Below are 17,748 nucleotides of genomic sequence, written 5' to 3' on the forward strand. Positions count from 1 at the left end.
CGTAAGTTCACGTACGGAACAAACTCCCCCGTACCGAGTATTCCGTGGGGCCGCTACGGAAACGACTCAGGACGAGAGGTCGACCCGGGCCGCGATCGGCAGGTGGTCGCTGGCCGTCTCCGGCAGCGTCCAGGAGGAGACCGGCTCGACGCCCTTGACCATGATCTGGTCGATGCGCGCCATCGGGAACGACGCCGGCCAGCTGAAGCCGAAGCCGTCGCCCGCCGCGCCCTGCGTGGAGCGCATCTGCGAGGTCACGCCGTTCAGCGCGCGGTCGTTCATCGTGCCGTTGAGGTCACCGAGGAGGACGACCTTGCCGAGCTTCTCGTCGCCGATGGCCTCGCCGAGCGCGTCGGCGCTGTTGTCGCGTTGGTTGGCGGTGAAGCCCGCATCGAGCTTCACGCGCACCGACGGCAGGTGCGCGACGAAGACGGCGACCCGGCCCTTGGGCGTGTCGACCGTGGTGCGCATCGCGCGGACCCAGCCCAGCTTGATGTCGACGGGCCTGGTGTCGCTCAGCGGGTACTTGCTCCAGAGGCCGACGGTGCCCTTCACGGCGTGGTACTTGTACTCGCCCGCCAGGGCCTTCTCGTACGTCGGGACGGCCGAGGCGGTGAGCTCCTCCAGGGCGATCACGTCCGCGCCGGAGGCGACGACGTCCTGGGCGGTGCCGGTCGGGTCGGGGTTGTCCGCGTTGACGTTGTGCGTGGCCACGGTGAGGTCGCCGCCGGTGGCCGACTTGCCGGTGATCAGGCCGCCGAAGGAGTTGATCCAGATGATCAGCGGAAGGAGCAGGGCGATCAGCGCGGTGGCGGACTTGCGCACCACCGCGACGACGAGCAGCACCGGGATGAACAGACCGAGCCAGGGCAGGAAGGTCTCGGTGAGGCTGCCGAGGTTGCCCACGTTGTTGGGGATCTGTGCGTGGAAGAGCATCACCAGGGCGAGCAGGACCGCGGCTCCCGCCGTGACCAGGCCGCGCCGCCAGATGCCCGGGTCGTTCCGCCAGCCGTCGAGCAGCCGGCGCAGTCGGGACCCCGGACGGTCGGGACCCGAGCCGTCGCTGCCGGTCTCCGTCATATACGCCTGCGCCATGCTCTCGTCGCCTCACTGCCTGCCGTGCACACCGTCTGCCCCGCCCCTGAAACCCTAGGCGATGATCGGGTGTCGTCCCTGCCGTCCACGACGGCCGTACAGGCTCTGGGACGAACAGGGCGGCGCGGCGGGTTCCTGATCAGCGGGCGGGAGCGGCCTCTGTGACGAAACGCGCACAACCGTGACCGGCCGCCGCCGGGCGTGTGCGGTTCAGCCCGCGGGACGCAGCCCGACCAGCACGGAGTCGACTATCCGCTCCGCCAGATGGTCGTCGAGCGGCGCGCCGGGCCGCAGGAGCGTGCGCAGCAGCATGGGGCCCACGAAGAGGTCGTTGGCGGTCTCCACGTCGACGTCGGCGCGCAGTTCGCCGTTGGCGACGCCGCGCCGCAGCACGTCGAGGATCATGCGACGGCGGGGTGCGACGACCGTCTCCTGGTAGGCCTCCGCGAGCTTGGGCAGGGCCTTCATCTGGGCGAAGACGTTGTGCAGGAGCGCGGAGGAGCGCAGGGTGAGGCCGCGCCTGCGCAGGCTCTCCAGGATGCGGACGAGGTCGTCGCGCATCGAGGTGCCCGGCAGCTCGGGGTCGGGCTCCTCGAAGGCGCGCAGCACGTCGACGAAGAGGGACTCCCTGCCGTCCCAGCGCCGGTAGATGGTGGCCTTGCCGACGCCGGCCGTGCGGGCGATCCGCTCGATGGAGACCTCAGGGAGCGGCACACCGTCCTCGAGGAGGCGGACCACGCCCTCGATGATCGCCTGCTCCACGGCCTCGCTCCGGGGCCTGCCCCGGCCGGTCCGGGCGGCCCGGGCGGCGGGCACCCCCTTGGCGGTGTCGCCCTGCTCCGCGACCCGCACGCCCTTGTGGACCACGTCGTCACTCCCTCACTCGCGCCGGCTGCCCCGCCGATTCTCCCTCAGCGCCCGGTGGCGCCCACCGGCTCGGCCTTCTCCTGCTCGGGCCCCTCCTCGCGGGGCGGGCGCCCCGGCAGGAAGAGGAAGACGATCAGCGCGCCGATCACGGCGACGCCCGCGCCCCACACCGCCGTGACGTGCATGGCGTGCAGGAACGAGTCGTTGGCCGCGCTCACCAGGGGCTCGCCCTTGGGGCCGAGCTTCGCGGCGACGCCGAGGGTCGCCTCGATGGACTCGCCCGCGGTGTGCCGGAGCCCGGCGGGCAGCACGGTCAGCTTGTCCTCGACGCCGTTGCGGTACGCCGTGGAGAGCACGGAGCCGAGCACCGCGATGCCGAGGGCGCCGCCGACCTGGCGGAAGGTGTTGCTGAGCGCGGAGGCGGAGCCGGCCTTCTCGCGCGGCAGGGCCTGCATGATCACGACGCTGGTGGGCGTCATGATGTGCGCCATGCCGGTGCCCATCAGGAAGAAGACGACCTCCAGGAGCCAGATCGGCGTGTCGGTCTCGAAGAGCGTGAAGGCCGTCAGCATCGCCGCCACCAGGAGCAGTCCCCCGGTGGTCACCGCCCGGACGCCGAAGCGGTCGACGACGAGGCGGGCGCGCGGGGCGAAGATGAGCTGGGCGACGGCCAGCGGCAGCATCAGCAGACCGGTCTGCAGCGGCGAGTAGCCGCGCACGCTCTGGGTGTAGAAGACCGAGAAGAAGGTCACGCCCATGAGGGCGAAGAAGACCAGCGCTATGGCGCAGATCGCCGCGGAGAAGACCCGGTTCTTGAAGTACTTGATGTCGATCGACGGATGGTCGCTGCGCTTCTCGTGGAGCACGAAGGCGGCGAGCACGACGACGCCCGCGATGACGGTCCCGAGGACGGCCGGGTCGGTGAAGTCGGCGAGCTGGCCGCCCTTGATGATGCCGTAGACGAGCAGCACCAGGCCGACGACGGAGAGCGCGACGCCGAAGAGGTCGATGCGGCCGGGGCTCGGGTCGCGGGAGTCCGGCACGAGCCAGATCATCAGCCCCAGGGCGATGATCACGATGGGTACGTTGACGAGGAAGACCGAGCCCCACCAGAAGTGGTCGAGCAGCACGCCGCCGGTGATGGGCCCGATGGCGATGGCGAGGCCGACGCCGCCCGCCCAGATGCCGATGGCCTTGGGCTGCTCGTCGCGCTCGAAGACGTTCATCAGGACGGCGAGGGTCGCGGGCATCACGAAGGCGGCGCCCAGGCCCATGATCGCGCGAAACGCGATGAGCTCGACGGGCGAGCCGGACTCCGCGGCGAGCGCCGAACCGAGGCCGAAGACGACGAGCCCGGCGAGCAGGACCTTCTTGCGGCCGAGCCGGTCGCCGAGGAGCCCCGCGGTGAAGAGCAGACCCGCGAAGACGAGCGTGTAGGCGTTGATCGCCCATTCCAGCTCGCTCTGGGTGGCCCCGAGGCCGGTGGGTTCGGGGGTGGAGATCGTCTTGATGGCGACGTTCAGGATCGAGTTGTCGAGCACCACGATCAGCAGGCTGAGCATCAGCACCCCGAGGATCGCCCACCGGCGCCGGTGCACGGCTTCCGGTATCCGGGAGGGGCTGGGGGTGGAGGGGGCGGGGGAGGACATGCGGTCCAGCGTAGACGCATTTCGATACGAGACCGTCTCGTATTGGAAATGCCTTGGGGCACGGAAGGGAAAACCTTTGCCCACAGCGAGGGCCGGAAGGAGGACCGGAAGCAGGACCGGCGACGGACTAGCCCCGGGGCGGCACGTGGTGCCACCATGGAGGTGATCCGGGGACGCCGTCAGGGCGCCTCGAGATGACAGAAGGAGCCGTTGCGATGACGCAACTTTCGGCTGCCCAGACGAGCGCCGACGCCCGGCGGAGCCCCGACAGCAGCAAGGCGCTGTACGGCGGCAAGGGCACCCGGCGCATCACTGTGCGCGACATCACCGCCGCCAAGGAACGCGGCGAGAAGTGGCCCATGCTCACCGCCTACGACGCGATGACCGCGTCCGTCTTCGACGAGGCGGGCATCCCCGTCATGCTCGTCGGCGACTCGGCGGGCAACTGCCACCTCGGGTACGAGACGACCGTGCCCGTCACCCTCGACGAGATGACCATGCTGTCGGCCGCGGTCGTACGGGGCACGAGCCGCGCCCTGATCGTCGGCGACCTGCCGTTCGGCTCCTACCAGGAGGGCGCCGTGCAGGCGCTGCGGTCGGCGACCCGTCTGGTGAAGGAGGCGGGCGTCGGCGCGGTCAAGCTGGAGGGCGGCGAACGCTCCCTGGCCCAGACCGAGTTGCTGGTCCAGTCCGGCATCCCGGTCATGTCCCACCTCGGCCTGACGCCGCAGTCCGTGAACACCATGGGCTACCGCGTGCAGGGCCGCGGCGACGAGGCGGCGCACCGGCTCCTGAACGACGCGAAGGCGGCGCAGGACGCGGGCGCGTTCGCGGTCGTCCTGGAACTGGTCCCCGAGGAGCTGGCGGCCGAGGTCACCCGCTCCCTGCACATCCCGACCGTCGGGATCGGCGCGGGCGCGGCGTGCGACGCGCAGGTCCTGGTCTGGACGGACATGCTCGGCCTGACCGGCGGCAAGATGCCGCGCTTCGTGAAGCAGTACGCGGATCTGCGGGGCGTGATGTCCGGCGCGGCGAAGGCGTTCGCGGAGGACGTGGTGGGCGGGGCGTTCCCGGCGCCGGAACACGCGGTGCACTGAGGCCGTGGGGCGGGCGGTGTTCGGTGCCGCCTGCCCCTCTTTGACCATCGCGGCAGGGTGACCCCTGCCCCTTGTGACCATCGCGGCACCACGGCAGCCCGTCGATTTCCCCCGTCGACGGGCTGCCCTTTTCTCGCCCCTGGGCGGTGGGGGGGTACGGGGGCGGGCCGGGGGCCGGGGTGGTCGGGAAGGTTGCCGTGACCCTGCGGCTCGGTCGGTTCTGTCCCGCCGCTTCGCGGCGGATTTTTTCCCACCCACCCACCCGTTTGCCCCGCACCGCACGGGGCCGTAGGGGCGCGTGCTTGCACCCTGCCGGTGCCGGGTGAACGGGTGGGGGGTGGGGTGCATCCGCCGCGCAACGGCGAGAGCCCCTACCCGCACCGGGCGGTGCCGGGTAAACGGGTGGGTGGGTGGGAGAAACCCGCCGCGAAGCGGCGAAAGCCCCTACCCACACCACACGGTGCCGGGTAAACGGGTGGGTGGGTGGGAGAAACCCGCCGCGAAGCGGCAAAAGCCCCTACCCACACCACACGTTGCCGGGCGAACGGGTGGGTGGGTGGGAGACACCCGCCGCGAAGCGGCAAAAGCCCCTACCCGCACCACACGGTGCCGGGCAAACGGACGGGTGGGCGGGAGCCCCTACCCACACCAGGCGGTACCGGGTGAACGGGTGGGGTGGGACGCATCCGCCGCGGTGGGACAGGAGCCGGCCCATCGGGCGCGCGCGACCGGAAACCACGCCGAGCCCAGGAGGGGCCGCCCCCATCGGCCAGACCCCCTGTCAGGGAACTGTCGGCAGGATGTCGGTGGTTTGTCGGTGGCAGCTGGCACCTTATGACGCATGACGCGAATCGACATGAACCCCGGCAGCGCAGGGAGCGCGGTCACCGTAAGGGGACTGGTCAAGCACTACGGCGAGACCAAGGCACTGGACGGCGTGGACCTAGACGTACGCGAGGGCACCGTGCTCGGCGTGCTCGGACCCAACGGCGCCGGCAAGACGACCCTCGTCCGCTGCCTCTCCACCCTCGTCACCCCGGACTCCGGCACCGCGCTGGTCGCCGGGTACGACGTCTTCCGCCAGCCCCGCCAACTGCGCCGCGTGATAGGCCTGACCGGCCAGTACGCCGCGGTGGACGAGAAGCTGTCGGGGCGCGAGAACCTCTACATGATCGGGCGGCTGCTCGACCTGTCCCGCAAGGAGGCCCGGTCCCGCGCCGACGGCCTGCTTGAGCGGTTCTCGCTCACCGACGCGGCCAAGCGGCCCGCGAGCACGTACTCCGGCGGTATGCGCCGCCGGCTCGACCTCGCGGCGTCCATGATCGGCAGCCCCGCCGTGCTCTACCTGGACGAGCCGACGACCGGCCTCGACCCCCGTACCCGTAACGAGGTGTGGGCCGAGGTCAGGCGGATGGTCGGCGACGGCGTGACTGTACTGCTCACCACGCAGTACATGGAGGAGGCCGAGCAGCTGGCCTCCGAGCTGACCGTCATCGACCGGGGCAAGGTCATCGCCAACGGCGGCATCGAGGAGCTGAAGGCGAAGGTCGGCGGCCGCACGCTGCGGATCCGCCCGGCCGACCCGCTGGAGCTGCGCCCGCTGGCGAACGCCCTCGACGACCTGGGCCTGACCGGCCTCGCCACCTCGACGGTCGACGTCGAGTCCGGCACGGTCCTCGTCCCGATCCTCAGCGACGAGCAGCTGACCGCCGTGGTCGGCGCGGTCACCGCGCGCGGCATCACGATCGGCTCGATCGCCACCGAACTGCCCAGCCTGGACGAGGTGTTCCTCTCCATCACCGGCCAGAAGGCCAGTGCCCCGCAGGACGCCCGCCCCACCGAGAACGAACTCGAGGAGGTCGCCGTATGAGCGCCACCACTCTCGCGGCCCCCCTCAAGGCGGGCCAGGACGACGCCCGCATCGGTCTGCGCGCCCACGTCCGGCACACCGGCGCCCTGGTCCGCCGCAACCTGCTGTGGATCCGCCAGGACCCGGAGTCGATGTTCGACGCCGTCCTGATGCCGATCGTCTTCACGCTGCTCTTCGTCTACGTCTTCGGCGGCTCCATCGGGCAGGCGCTCGGCGGCGGTCAGGACCAGTACGTGCAGTACGTGGTGCCCGGCATGATGGCGATGATGAGCATGAACATCGCCATGGCGGTGGGCACCGGCTTCAACCAGGACTTCCAGAACGGCATCATGGACCGCTTCCGGACCCTGCCGATCGGCCAGGGCTCGGTCCTCTTCGCCAAGATCGTGGTGGAGCTGATGCGGCTGCTCATCGCGACGACGATCATGATGATCGTCGGTGTCCTGGTGGGCTTCGACATCACCAACTGGGGCGGACTGCTCGCCTCCGTGGGCCTCTCCGCGCTGTTCGGCACGTCCATCATGTGGATCTTCCTGGTGCTCGGCGTCGCGATGAAGAGCGCCCAGTCGGTGCAGGCGATGGGCTTCCTGGTCCTGATGCCGCTGCAGTTCGGCTCGTCGATCTTCGCGCCGACGCAGTCGATGCCCGGCTGGCTGCAGGGCTTCACCGACTACAACCCGCTCTCCTCGCTCGCGGACTCCGCGCGCGGTCTGATGGTCGGCGGCCCGGTCGCCCACGACCTGTGGGTGACGGTCGGCTGGTCGGTGGCGCTCACCCTGGTGATGGCGCCGATCGCGATCCACAAGTTCCGTACGAAGAACTGACGGCTCCGCACGAAGAGCCGACGGGCGGCGTCACAGGGTGCACAGGGCGGCGGCCTCCTCCAGGGAGAGGCCGCCGCCCTGTGCGTACGCCGCTTCGTACGCGTCGGCGCCGAGTGCGGCCCGCGCCTGCCGCTCCGCGCCCTCCCGGATCTCCCGCTCCATCGTGTTGGCGATGTGCCACGGCGGCAGCTCGCGGTCGGCGGTCCCGAGGAGACGCGCCGCGTCCCGTGCGCGCGCCGCGTCGGCGGCCGAGAGGGCGAGGGCCGTGATCCACAGATGGACGGAGACCATGTTCGGGGCGACCATCCGCGACAGCGGGTCGAGGGCCTTGTCGAAGGCGGTGCGCGCCTTGCCGACGCTCTCCTCGTACCGGCCGTCCAAGGTGTCGAGCCAGGCCCCGATGCCGAGCACCGAGCCCTCGAAGACCGCGAAGCCGATGGCGCTGAACTCCTCCCCCAGCAGCCGGAGTTGCTCGCGCGCCTCGCCGAAGCGGCCGGTGCGGCCGAGCGCGATGGCGAGGAAGAGCCGGGCGGCGGGCATGGCCTCGCCCACGTGGTGGCGGCCGGGGTTGGCGATGATCTCCCGCAGCATCTCCTCGCCCCGCTCGAACTCGTCCCGCCGCTCCGGCGCGTCCGTCATGAGCGAACCGAGCCGGGCCTTGAGCAGGGAGACCTGGGCCTGGGCGCCGAGCCGCTCGGCGTGGGCGACGGCGGACCAGAAGTCCTCGGCGGCCAGGGCCAGTTCGCCGCGCCGCTCGCGTGCCTCGCCGCGCGCGGAGAGCGCCTCGGCGACCCCCCACACGTCGCCGAGCTCCTGGAACACCCGCAGCGCCTCGTCCGCGTCACGGATGGCGTCGCCGGCCCAGTCGGTGCGGTTGGCGAGCATGTTGGCGCGCATCTGCAGGGCCGCGGCGAGCTCCCAGCCGAGGCCCAGCTCGCGGCAGGCCGCCACGGTCTCGTCGACGGTGACGCGCAGCGCGTCCATGTCACCGCCGAGGAGCACGGCGAAGAACCAGAGGTTGCCGGGGGCCCGGCAGGTCTGCGGGAGGCCGGGGCGGTAGGCGGTCCGGATGCCGCGCAGCTTCTGTTCCGCGGCCGGCGTCTGCCACATCCCCACCGCGTCCAGGTCCATGCAGGCCAGGTGGAGCAGATGCACCTCGCGGCGGGCCTCGTCGAGGACCTCGGGGCGCATCGGCGGGGGCGCGGCCGTGCACGGCTCGTACAGCGGGGGCGCGGGGGCGACGGGCGGGGCGAAGGGGTCGGGGCCGAGGGCCATGGTCTCGCGGGACCAGGTGCGGGTCTCCAGGCGCAGGCCGCGGATCTGCCAGTACCAGGAGAGGGAGAGGACGAGGCAGAGCGCCTCCTGCTCGTCGCGGGCGGCGATCGCGTGCCGCAGGGCGGTGCGCAGGTTCTCGTACTCGGTCTCGAGGCGTTCCACGGCGGCGCGCTGTCCGTGGCCGCGCAGTTGCGGGTCGGTGGTTCTCGCGACCTCGCGATAGTGCACGAGGTGCGCGCGTCCCGCGGCGGCCCGGTCGCCCGCCTCGTCGAGCCGCTCGCCCGCGTACTCCGCGACGGTCTCCAGGAGCCGGTAGCGCATGCCGCCGCCCGTCTGGGGCGAAGGGGCCGCGACGACAAGGGACTTGTCGACGAGCGAGCCGAGCAGACCGGCGACGTCGTGGCCGCTCCCCGCGGCGGCGCAGACGTCTTCCGCGGCGGTCAGGTCGCAGCCGCCGGCGAAGACCGCGAGGCGCCGCAGGACGGTGCGTTCGGCCTCGTCGAGCAGTTCCCAGGACCAGTCGACGACGGCGCGCAGGGTCTGCTGGCGGGGCAGGACGGTACGGGCGCCGCTGGTGAGCAGCCGGAAGCGGTCGTCGAGGCGGTCGGCGATCTGGCGCGGCGTGAGCATCCGCAGGCGGGCGGCGGCCAGTTCGATGGCAAGCGGAAGGCCGTCCAGTCTGCGGCAGATCTCGGCGGCGGCCGCCGGGTCCGCGTCGACGGTGAACCCGGGCTGCGCGGCGGCGCCCCGCTCGGCGAAGAGCCGCAGCGCGACGGGTTCGGGCAGCGGCTCGACGGGGCGCAGCAACTCGCCGGGTACGCCGAGGGGTTCGCGGCTGGTGGCGAGGATGGTGAGGCCGGGGCAGCGGGCGAGCAGCTCGTCGGCGAGGCGGGCGGCCGCGTCGATGACGTGTTCGCAGTTGTCGAGGACGATCAGCATGCGGCGGGCGGCGCAGTGCTCGACGAGGCGGGCGAGCGGCTTCTCGCCCTGGCGCTCCGAGATGACGCGCATCTCCTCGGCGCCGGCGCCGCGCAGCACGGTCTCGCGGGCGCCGAGCGCGGTGAGGACGGCGGCGGGGACGTCGTCGGGGTCCTCGACGGGGGCGAGTTCGGCGAGCCAGACGCCGTCGGGGAGGCCGGCGCCGACGGCCTCGGCGGCCTCCTGCGAGAGCCGTGTCTTGCCGGCGCCGCCGGGTCCGAGCAGCGTGACGAGCCGGGCGCGGCCGAGGTCGCCGCGCAGCGCGTCGATGTCGCCCTCGCGGCCGACGAAGGAGGTGAGGCGGGCGCGCAGGTTGCCGGGCACCCGGGGCGGCGCGGGGGCGACGGTCTCGCGCAGCAACTCCTCGTGCAGGGCGCGCAGTTCGGGGCCCGGGTCGGCGCCGAGCCGGTCCGCGATGTCGGTGCGCACCCGCTCGTACGCGTCGAGCGCCTCCGCCGGGCGTCCGGTGTCGCGCAGCGCGCGCAGCCGCAGGGCCTGCAGCGGCTCGTCGAGGGGGTGGGCCTCGCAGAGCTCGACGAGCTCGGGCAGGGCCTGTTCCGCCCGGCCGAGGGCGAGGGCGGCGCCGGCCCCCGCGCGCCGGGCGTCGAGGCGGCGGGCCTCCCAGCGGGCGCCGTCCGCGGCGCGTTCGGGCAGGTCGGCGAGGGGGTCGCCGGTCCACAGGGCGAGCGCGTCGGCCAGCACGGCGGAGGCCTTCGCCGCGTCGCCGTCGGCGAGGGCGCGGCAGCCCTCGCCGACCAGGCGGTCGAAGCGGAAGACGTCCACGTCGTCGGGGCGCGCGTCGAGCCGGTAGCCGCCGTCCACCGAGGCGACGGCGTCCGCGCCGAGGGTCCTGCGGAGCCGGCCGACCAGCGCCTGCAGGGCGCCCGTCGCGTCGGCGGGCGGCGCGTCGGCCCACACGTCGTCGGCGAGGGCCGAGGCGGGCACGGTGTGGCCCGCCCGCAGGGCGAGCGCCGCCAGCAGGGCGCGCAGGCGTGCGCCGCCGACGGGAACGGGGGTTCCGTCGGGGCGGACAGCTTGGGTCGGCCCTAGGACGCGGTAACGCACTGGCCCATTGTCCCTGTCGTGACGCGGATCCGGTGCGGCGGGTGTTCTCGTGGCCCCGCGTCTTCCTCTTGCCGTAGGAGCCACAAGCCCGCCGCTTCGCGGCGGATTTCTCCCATCCGCCCACCCGTCTGCCCCGCACCGCCCCGCCGGAGCAAGGCGACCCCCGCCAGCGGAACCCGCGCCCCGCCGCACGACGTTCCCACCGTGTGCGATCGGTAATGCCATGTGCAACCGGTACGGTCGAGCACTCCAGGCCGTCGGAATCCAGGAGCCCCGCCCCATGACCACCGCCCCCGTCCGCCGCAGCGACCGGCGGATCAGCCCCGTCTTCCTGGGGATCGTCGCCGTGGCGGCGGTCTCCGGCTGGGCCGCCTGGACCGGCTTCGCCGACCACCCCGGGATCGCCGTCTTCCTGTTCGTGACGGCCGCCTGGATCGTCTCGCTCTGCCTGCACGAGTACGCGCACGCCCGTACCGCCCTGCACAGCGGCGACATCTCCATCGGCGCGAAGGGGTATCTGACCCTCAACCCGCTCGCCTACACCCACGCCCTGCTCAGCATCGTGCTGCCCGTACTGTTCGTGATCATGGGCGGCATCGGCCTGCCCGGCGGCGCGGTCTTCATCGAGCGGGGCCGGATCCGGGGGCGCTGGAAGCACAGCCTGATCTCGGCCGCGGGCCCGCTGACGAACGTGGTCTTCGCGGTGGTCTGCACGGCGCCGTTCTGGCTCGACGCCCTCGACGGCGTCCCGGCCGCGTTCCGCTACGCGCTCGCGTTCCTCGCGCTGCTCCAGGTGACCGCGGCGATCCTGAACTTCCTGCCCGTCCCCGGCCTGGACGGTTACGGCGTGATCGAGCCCTGGCTCTCGCCCGGGGTGCGCCGCCAGGTGGAGCCGTTCGCGCCGTTCGGTCTCCTCGCCGTCTTCGCCGTGCTGTGGATCCCGGAGATCAACCACGTGTTCTTCGACGCGGTCGACGCGATCCTGCGCGGCCTGGGCGTCAGCGAGTGGGACACCTCGTGGGGCCACTCGCTGTACCAGTTCTGGGACGGCTCCCAGGAGGCCCCGCCGGCGCTCAGTTCGTAGGCGTCGCGGACGGCCCGGCGGCGGCCGCCGCGCCGCGCCGCGCGTCCCGCTGCGCCTTGGCCCGGCGCAGATAGAACCAGGCCATGTTCGACGACAGGCCCGCGAGCAGCACCCATACGACGCCGAGCCAGCTGCCCTGTGCGAAGGAGATCACGGCCGCGGCGACGGCGAGGGCGCAGACGACGAGGGCGTACACGGCGAGGCGGGGCATGGGGGTCGGCTCCTGTCGGGTGAAGCGTGCGGCGGGCGTACCCGTGACGGGCGCACCCGGGCGGCGTACCCGTCCAGTGTCCCCCATGCCCGCCGCGCCCCCGCACGCGTCCCCGTACGGCCCCCGCACCGCCCCGTACGCCCTCCTACACGTCGGTGACCCGCAGCCCCGCGTGCGCCTTGTAGCGGCGGTTGACGGAGATCAGGTTGGCGACCAGCGACTCGACCTGGTGGGCGTTGCGCAGCCGGCCCGCGAAGACGCCGCGCATGCCGGGGATGCGCCCGGCGAGCGCCTGGACCAGGTCGGTGTCGGCGCGCTTCTCGCCGAGGACCATGACGTCGGTGTCGATCTCCTCGACGTCGGGGTTCTGGAGCAGGACGGCCGACAGGTGATGGAAGGCGGCCGTGACGCGGGAGTCCGGCAGCAGGGCGGCCGCCTGCTCGGCGGCGCTGCCCTCCTCCGGCGTGAGGGCGTAGGCCCCCTTCTTGTCGAAGCCGAGCGGGTTCACGCAGTCGACGACGAGCTTGCCCGCCAGCTCCTCGCGGAGCGCTTCGAGGGTCTTGCCGTGGCCGTCCCACGGCACGGCGACGATCACGATGTCGCTGCGCCGCGCGCACTCCGCGTTCTCGGCGCCCTCGACGCCGAGCCCCAGCTCCTCGGCGGCGGTCCTGGCCCGCTCGGCGGCGCGGGAGCCGATGATCACCTTCTGGCCCGCGCGGGCGAGCCGGTAGGCGAGGCCGCGGCCCTGGTCGCCGGTGCCGCCGAGCACTCCGACGACGAGCCCGGACACGTCCGGCAGCTCCCAGGGGTCCTTGGCCGGGGCCTTGCCGGGCGCCTTCTCCGAGGTGTTCTGCGCACTGTCTGTAGAGGTCATGGGGCGACCTTACTCATCGGTCGCGCCGGTCAGGCAGGTCACCGGGATACGCCGGAACGTGAGGGTCTCGTACGGGCCGAAGTCCCCCGTCTCGTAGAGCAGTCCGACGGTCTCCGGGTCGACGCGCACCAGGTCGGAGTAGGCGGCGGGGAGTCCGTCGACCGGGTGGACGGGCCGCCAGGTGGTGCCGCCGTCGGTGGAGCGGCGCACGGTCATCAGCGCGCGGAAGCCGGGGTCGGCGGGGCCGGAGAAGAGGAGCACGTCCGGGTCGCGGAGCTGCAGCACGCATCCCTCGACGACGGGGCCGGTGAGCGAGGCCTGCGGGCGGAAGGGCTTGACGAGGCTTTCGCCGCCGTCGGACGAGTGGGCGTCGGCGCGGTTACCGGGGGACGGGGAGTCGTTGCGGGTGTTGAAGTAGACGCGTCCGTCGGGGAGTTCGGCGGCGGTGGTCTCGTTCACGTTGACGTAGCCGTCGGTGTTGTCGTCGACACAGCCGATCCGCCAGGTCTCGCCCTCGTCGTCGCTGACCAGGCAGTGCCCGCCGTTGTACTTGCCCTCGGTGCCGTTGTCCGCTCCGGACGGCGGCAGGGAGTGGTTGGCGGGGACCACGACGCGGCCGGTGCGGCCTTCGTGCTCGCCGGCCAGCTGCAACGCGTGCCCCGGTGTGGTCGCGTACCACCGCCACGCGGGCCGCTTGACCTGCCCGGTGATCTCGCGCGGCACGGACCAGGTGAGGCCGTCGTCGTCGCTGTGCTGGACCCAGACGCGGCGCCCGTCGGCCGCGGAGACGGTGCCGCGGCGGATGGCGTCCTCGGTGGCCGCGGCGGCGTTCCTGACCTGGACGAGCAGGACGCGTCCGGTGCCGAGGACGACGGGGGCGGGGTTGCCCGCGAGGTCGGTGCCGTTGCGGCCGACGGCCTGGAGCGGGCCCCAGGTGCGGCCGCCGTCGGTGGAGCGCTTGAGGACGATGTCGATGTGGCCGGAGTCCGCCTGGGAGCCGACGCGGCCCTCGCAGAAGGCGAGGACGGTGCCGGGGGCGGTGGTGACGACGGCCGGGATGCGGAAGCTCGCGTAGCCCTCGCGGCCGGCCCGGAAGGGAACAGACGTCTCAAAGGTCATCCCCTCCGCATCCCCGCTCCGGGGGAATTCGCGGTGAACTCCCGGCCAAGAGTGGACCGTTGGGGCAGGATGCGACGCCATGGACGCCGTACGGGTCGCGCTGCTGCGCGAAGTGCTCGCCGGGACCGAGTGGCTCGGCGCCACCCGCCGCTTCGCGGGGACGCTGCGCTCCTCCGTCGTGCCGCACGGCGGCGGGCTGCTCCTGGTGGGCACGGCGGCGTACGAACCGTGGCACCTGGCCGCGCATCTGGTGGACGAGGCGGCCTGGTCCGGCACGCCCGAGCTCGCCCCGACGCTGGTACGCCACCGGGTGCTCGCCGCGGATCCGGCCCATCTGTCGACCGGGCTCGGCCGGATCGAGGCGGCACGGCGCGGCGAGACGCTGCTCGTGGTGGCGCCGGACGCGCCGGACGCGGAGCTGCTCACCCGGGTGCACGACGCGCGCCGCGCCGGGACGACGGTCCTCGCGCTCGGCTCCGGCGACCGCGACCTGGCCGCCCTGTCGCACGAGGCGCTCGCGGTGCCGGACACCCCCGACCTGGACCTCGACACGGTCCAGCACCTGGTGAGCGCGGCCGCGGGGGAGAACGCGCTGCCGGAGCCGCGCGGCCGCCGGCGTCTGCGCGACCGCCTGTCCCGCCTCGCCGACCAGCTGACGTCACCGCCGCCGACCCGGTGGTGACACCCCGCCTCCCGCACGGGCCGGCCCGCGGAAATTGATTTGCCCGGCGCGTCCGCCGCCACGGAACATGACTGTTCGTGCCACTCTCCGCGATACTGCCCGACCTCTCCCCCTGGCGTTCCACCCGCGACTTCCGTCTGCTGTGGGTCCAGGGTCTCGTCACGTACTTCGGCAGTTTCATGGCGATGGTCGCGCTGCCGCTGCAGATCAAGGATCTGACGGACTCGCCGGTCGCGGTGGGGGCGATGGGCGCGGTCGAGCTCGTCCCGCTGATCGTCTTCGGGCTGTACGGCGGCGCGCTGGCCGACGCCGTCGACCGGCGCAAGGTGATCCTGCTGACCGAGGCGGCGCTCGGCGTGCTGGCGGTGATCCTGCTGGTGAACGCGCTGCTGCCGGACCCGATGCTCTGGCCGCTCTACGTGGTCGCGGCCGGCGTCTCCGCGCTCTCCGGGCTGCAGCGGCCCGCCCTGGACTCGCTGATGGCCCGGATCGTGCCGCACGACCAGCTGACGGCGGCCGCCGCGCTGAACTCGCTGCGCTGGAACGTGGGCGCCATCGCGGGCCCCTCGCTCGCGGGCCTGGTCGTCGCGTACGCCGGGCACGCGTCCGCGTACGCGATCACGATCGCCTGCTTCACCGTCTCGGTCCTGCTGTGCACCCGCCTCTCCCCCGCGCCCGCCGCGCACGACGCGGAGAAGCCGTCGCTGAAGGGCCTGGCGGAGGGCGCGCGGTACGCGTGGTCGCGGCCGGTGCTGCTGGGTACGTACGCGATCGACATGGCGGCGATGTTCTTCGCCTTCCCCAACACGATCTTCCCGTTCCTCGCGGACGACCTGGACGCGGAGTGGGCGCTCGGCCTGATGTACGCGGCCGGGGCGGTGGGCTCGCTGCTGTTCAGCATCACCAGTGGCTGGACGTCACGGGTGCGGCGGCACGGGCTGCTCGTGGTGTTCGGGGCGGCGGGCTGGGGTCTGGCGATCACGTCGGCGGGGTGGTTCTCGAACATCTGGGTGGTGCTCGGCTGTCTGGCGGTGGCGGGCGCGGGCGACATGGCGAGCGGCCTGGGCCGTTCCACCATCTGGAACCAGACCATCCCCGACGAGCTGCGCGGCCGCCTCGCCGGCATCGAGGTCCTCTCGTACAGCGTCGGCCCCCAGCTGGGCCAGGTCCGCGCGGGCGCGGCGGCGGGCTGGACGGGAACGCGCCCGGCGATCTGGTCGGGCGGCCTGGCCTGCGTGGCCTCGGTGGCCGTCCTGGCCACGACACTCCCCCGCCTGATGTCGTACGACGCAAAAACGGACCCCGACGCAACCCGCCGCAGAGCAACCATCCAAACTCCCCCGACCCCCGAACCGGCAACCCCCTGAGGCACGGGGCGACGGGCCACTAGGCCGACGCAACGTAGCGGGGAAGAACGGCCCCCACCCCCGCCGCCGCGAGGCACCGGGCCCCTACGCCGACTCGACGTCGCGGGGCAAACGGGTGGGTGGGTGGGAAGACCCGCCGCGGAGCGGCGAAACCCCCCGACCCCCGAACCGACAACGCCCTGACACGCGGACGAGGAGCCCCAGGGCCGACGCAACCTCGCGGGGGGGGCGAACGGCCCCCACCCCAGCGCCCCGAGGCACCGGGCCCCTACACCCCCGCAACGTCACCGGGCAAACGGCCCCCGCCGCCCCGACGCACCGGGCCCCCACGACGTCACGGGGCAAACGCCCCCCACCCCCGCCGCCCCGAGGCACCGGGCCCCCACGCCCCCGCGACGTCGCGGGGCAAACGGGTGGGTGGGTGGGGGAAACCCCGCCGCGGAGCGGCGAAAACCCCCGCCCCCGACCACGGCAAGGGGTCAATCGTCCTCGCCCCGCGCAGCGGAATCGTGCCAGCGAGGATCCGTCTCCCACTCAAGGTTCCGCTCCTGAGCGGTCCGCATCGCGTGCTGCGCCTCCTCGCGCGACCCGTACGGGCCCATGCGGTCCTTGCCGGGGCAGTCCGGGCCCTCCTCGACCTTGCCGTGCTCCAGGCAGTAGAACCACTCGCCCGGCTTGCCGGCCGTCTTCTTCTTGAACAGCGCCATCCCCGCTCACTCCTTCCGTCCGGTCCGGATTCCGGATCATTACCCGTTCCCTGTGAGCCATGCTGCCCCACCACCGCTGGCTAGACTCGCTCGCATGTCTGGCCAGTCACTGCTCGTCCCAGGGGAGCTCTCCCCCACCCGTTCCGTACCCGGCAACATCAGGCGCCCGGAGTACGTCGGCAAGCCCGCACCGACCCCGTACACGGGGCCCGAGGTGCAGACCCCCGAGACCATCGAGCTGATGCGCACCGCGGGTCGCATCGCCGCCCGCGCCATGGAGGAGGCGGCGAAACACATCGCGCCGGGGGTGACCACCGACGAGCTGGACCGTGTCGCGCACACGTACATGTGCGACCACGGCGCCTACCCGTCGACGCTCGGCTACCGCGGCTTCCCGAAGTCGCTGTGCAGCTCGGTCAACGAGGTCATCTGCCACGGAATCCCCGACTCCACCGTCCTGAACGACGGCGACATCATCAACCTCGACGTCACGGCGTACATCGGCGGCGTGCACGGCGACAACAACGCCACGTACCTCGTCGGCGACGTCGACGAGGAGTCCAGGCTGCTCGTCGAGCGGACCCGGGAGTCCCTCGACCGCGCCATCAAGGCGGTCAAGCCAGGCCGCCAGATCAACATCATCGGCCGGGTCATCGAGTCGTACGCCAAGCGCTTCGGCTACGGCGTCGTGCGCGACTTCACCGGCCACGGCATCAACTCGTCCTTCCACTCCGGCCTGATCGTCCCGCACTACGACAGCCCGCACGCCACGACCGTGATCCAGCCCGGCATGACGTTCACGATCGAGCCGATGCTGACCCTCGGCACGCACGAGTACGACATGTGGGAGGACGGCTGGACCGTCGTCACCAAGGACCGCAGGCGCACCGCGCAGTTCGAGCACACGCTGGTGGTGACGGACACCGGGGCGGAGATCCTCACGCTGCCCTGAGTTCCGCGGGGCCGAGAACGGGTAGCTCCTTT

15 protein-coding genes are annotated in these 17,748 nt (G+C 72.6%); 7 read left to right on the forward strand and 8 right to left on the reverse strand.

The window, feature by feature from the left end; translation table 11 throughout:
* Window positions 1-66: 66 nt before the first annotated feature.
* The 3 genes from ACFYO9_RS13880 to ACFYO9_RS13890 all read right to left on the reverse strand — a co-directional run bounded on the left by ACFYO9_RS13880 (window position 67) and on the right by ACFYO9_RS13890 (window position 3,611).
* Window positions 67-1,095, reverse strand: coding sequence for an endonuclease/exonuclease/phosphatase family protein (locus ACFYO9_RS13880; protein ID WP_358773002.1), 1,029 nt, complete (start codon window positions 1,093-1,095; stop codon window positions 67-69).
* Between the two features lie 210 nt (window positions 1,096-1,305).
* On the reverse strand, window positions 1,306-1,911 hold the full coding sequence (locus tag ACFYO9_RS13885; RefSeq protein WP_355817691.1) for a TetR/AcrR family transcriptional regulator: 606 nt from the start codon (window positions 1,909-1,911) through the stop codon (window positions 1,306-1,308).
* 95 nt (window positions 1,912-2,006) lie between these two features.
* Window positions 2,007-3,611 carry an MFS transporter gene (locus tag ACFYO9_RS13890; RefSeq protein ID WP_355817540.1) on the reverse strand — a complete coding sequence of 535 codons (1,605 nt, stop codon included), beginning with the start codon at window positions 3,609-3,611 and terminating at the stop codon, window positions 2,007-2,009.
* Window positions 3,612-3,826: 215 nt separating this feature from the next.
* Here ACFYO9_RS13890 and panB point away from each other — a divergent pair, with 215 nt between their 5' ends.
* The 3 genes from panB to ACFYO9_RS13905 all read left to right on the forward strand — a co-directional run bounded on the left by panB (window position 3,827) and on the right by ACFYO9_RS13905 (window position 7,402).
* Window positions 3,827-4,708 carry a 3-methyl-2-oxobutanoate hydroxymethyltransferase gene (panB, locus tag ACFYO9_RS13895; protein ID WP_355817537.1) on the forward strand — a complete coding sequence of 294 codons (882 nt, stop codon included), beginning with the start codon at window positions 3,827-3,829 and terminating at the stop codon, window positions 4,706-4,708.
* A gap of 841 nt (window positions 4,709-5,549) precedes the next feature.
* Window positions 5,550-6,578 carry an ATP-binding cassette domain-containing protein gene (locus tag ACFYO9_RS13900; RefSeq protein ID WP_358773004.1) on the forward strand — a complete coding sequence of 343 codons (1,029 nt, stop codon included), beginning with the start codon at window positions 5,550-5,552 and terminating at the stop codon, window positions 6,576-6,578.
* The gene (locus ACFYO9_RS13905; protein WP_355817531.1) at window positions 6,575-7,402 is read left to right on the forward strand and encodes an ABC transporter permease; all 828 of its coding nucleotides are present in this window, start codon (window positions 6,575-6,577) and stop codon (window positions 7,400-7,402) included. Before ACFYO9_RS13900 ends, ACFYO9_RS13905 begins: the two co-directional genes overlap by 4 nt.
* 30 nt (window positions 7,403-7,432) lie before the next feature.
* Here the strand turns inward: ACFYO9_RS13905 and ACFYO9_RS13910 are convergent, their stop codons facing one another.
* On the reverse strand, window positions 7,433-10,720 hold the full coding sequence (locus ACFYO9_RS13910; protein WP_358773006.1) for a BTAD domain-containing putative transcriptional regulator: 3,288 nt from the start codon (window positions 10,718-10,720) through the stop codon (window positions 7,433-7,435).
* Between the two features lie 280 nt (window positions 10,721-11,000).
* Between ACFYO9_RS13910 and ACFYO9_RS13915 the strand changes: the two genes are divergently transcribed.
* Window positions 11,001-11,804 carry a site-2 protease family protein gene (locus ACFYO9_RS13915; protein ID WP_358773007.1) on the forward strand — a complete coding sequence of 268 codons (804 nt, stop codon included), beginning with the start codon at window positions 11,001-11,003 and terminating at the stop codon, window positions 11,802-11,804.
* On the opposite strand, the gene ACFYO9_RS13920 is transcribed toward ACFYO9_RS13915, so the two are convergent.
* From ACFYO9_RS13920 to ACFYO9_RS13930, 3 genes are read right to left on the reverse strand one after another with little or no spacing between them, the layout of a single operon-like run.
* On the reverse strand, window positions 11,794-12,102 hold the full coding sequence (locus ACFYO9_RS13920; RefSeq protein ID WP_388666267.1) for a hypothetical protein: 309 nt from the start codon (window positions 12,100-12,102) through the stop codon (window positions 11,794-11,796). The genes ACFYO9_RS13915 and ACFYO9_RS13920 overlap by 11 nt on opposite strands.
* Window positions 12,103-12,160: 58 nt before the next feature.
* Entirely contained in the window at window positions 12,161-12,889 is a 729-nt protein-coding gene (npdG, locus tag ACFYO9_RS13925; RefSeq protein WP_355817521.1) for an NADPH-dependent F420 reductase, read from the reverse strand.
* 9 nt (window positions 12,890-12,898) lie between these two features.
* A complete protein-coding gene (locus ACFYO9_RS13930; RefSeq protein WP_358773009.1) occupies window positions 12,899-14,008 on the reverse strand; it encodes a sialidase family protein in 1,110 nt (369 codons plus the stop codon).
* 79 nt (window positions 14,009-14,087) lie between these two features.
* Between ACFYO9_RS13930 and ACFYO9_RS13935 the strand changes: the two genes are divergently transcribed.
* Together ACFYO9_RS13935 and ACFYO9_RS13940 are read left to right on the forward strand one after the other, a co-directional pair.
* Window positions 14,088-14,690, forward strand: coding sequence for a hypothetical protein (locus ACFYO9_RS13935; RefSeq protein ID WP_358704756.1), 603 nt, complete (start codon window positions 14,088-14,090; stop codon window positions 14,688-14,690).
* Window positions 14,691-14,767: 77 nt separating this feature from the next.
* Window positions 14,768-16,057: an MFS transporter gene (locus ACFYO9_RS13940; protein WP_388666269.1), complete on the forward strand. Its 1,290-nt coding sequence runs from the start codon at window positions 14,768-14,770 to the stop codon at window positions 16,055-16,057.
* A gap of 479 nt (window positions 16,058-16,536) precedes the next feature.
* Here ACFYO9_RS13940 and ACFYO9_RS13945 read toward each other — a convergent pair whose 3' ends face one another.
* Window positions 16,537-16,764: a hypothetical protein gene (locus tag ACFYO9_RS13945; protein WP_355817513.1), complete on the reverse strand. Its 228-nt coding sequence runs from the start codon at window positions 16,762-16,764 to the stop codon at window positions 16,537-16,539.
* A gap of 94 nt (window positions 16,765-16,858) precedes the next feature.
* Between ACFYO9_RS13945 and map the strand changes: the two genes are divergently transcribed.
* Window positions 16,859-17,716, forward strand: coding sequence for a type I methionyl aminopeptidase (gene map, locus ACFYO9_RS13950; RefSeq protein WP_355817510.1), 858 nt, complete (start codon window positions 16,859-16,861; stop codon window positions 17,714-17,716).
* The last annotated feature ends 32 nt before the right edge of the window (window positions 17,717-17,748 follow it).

The organism is Streptomyces sp. NPDC005863 (assembly GCF_042871345.1).
Taxonomy (GTDB): Bacteria; Actinomycetota; Actinomycetes; order Streptomycetales; family Streptomycetaceae; genus Streptomyces.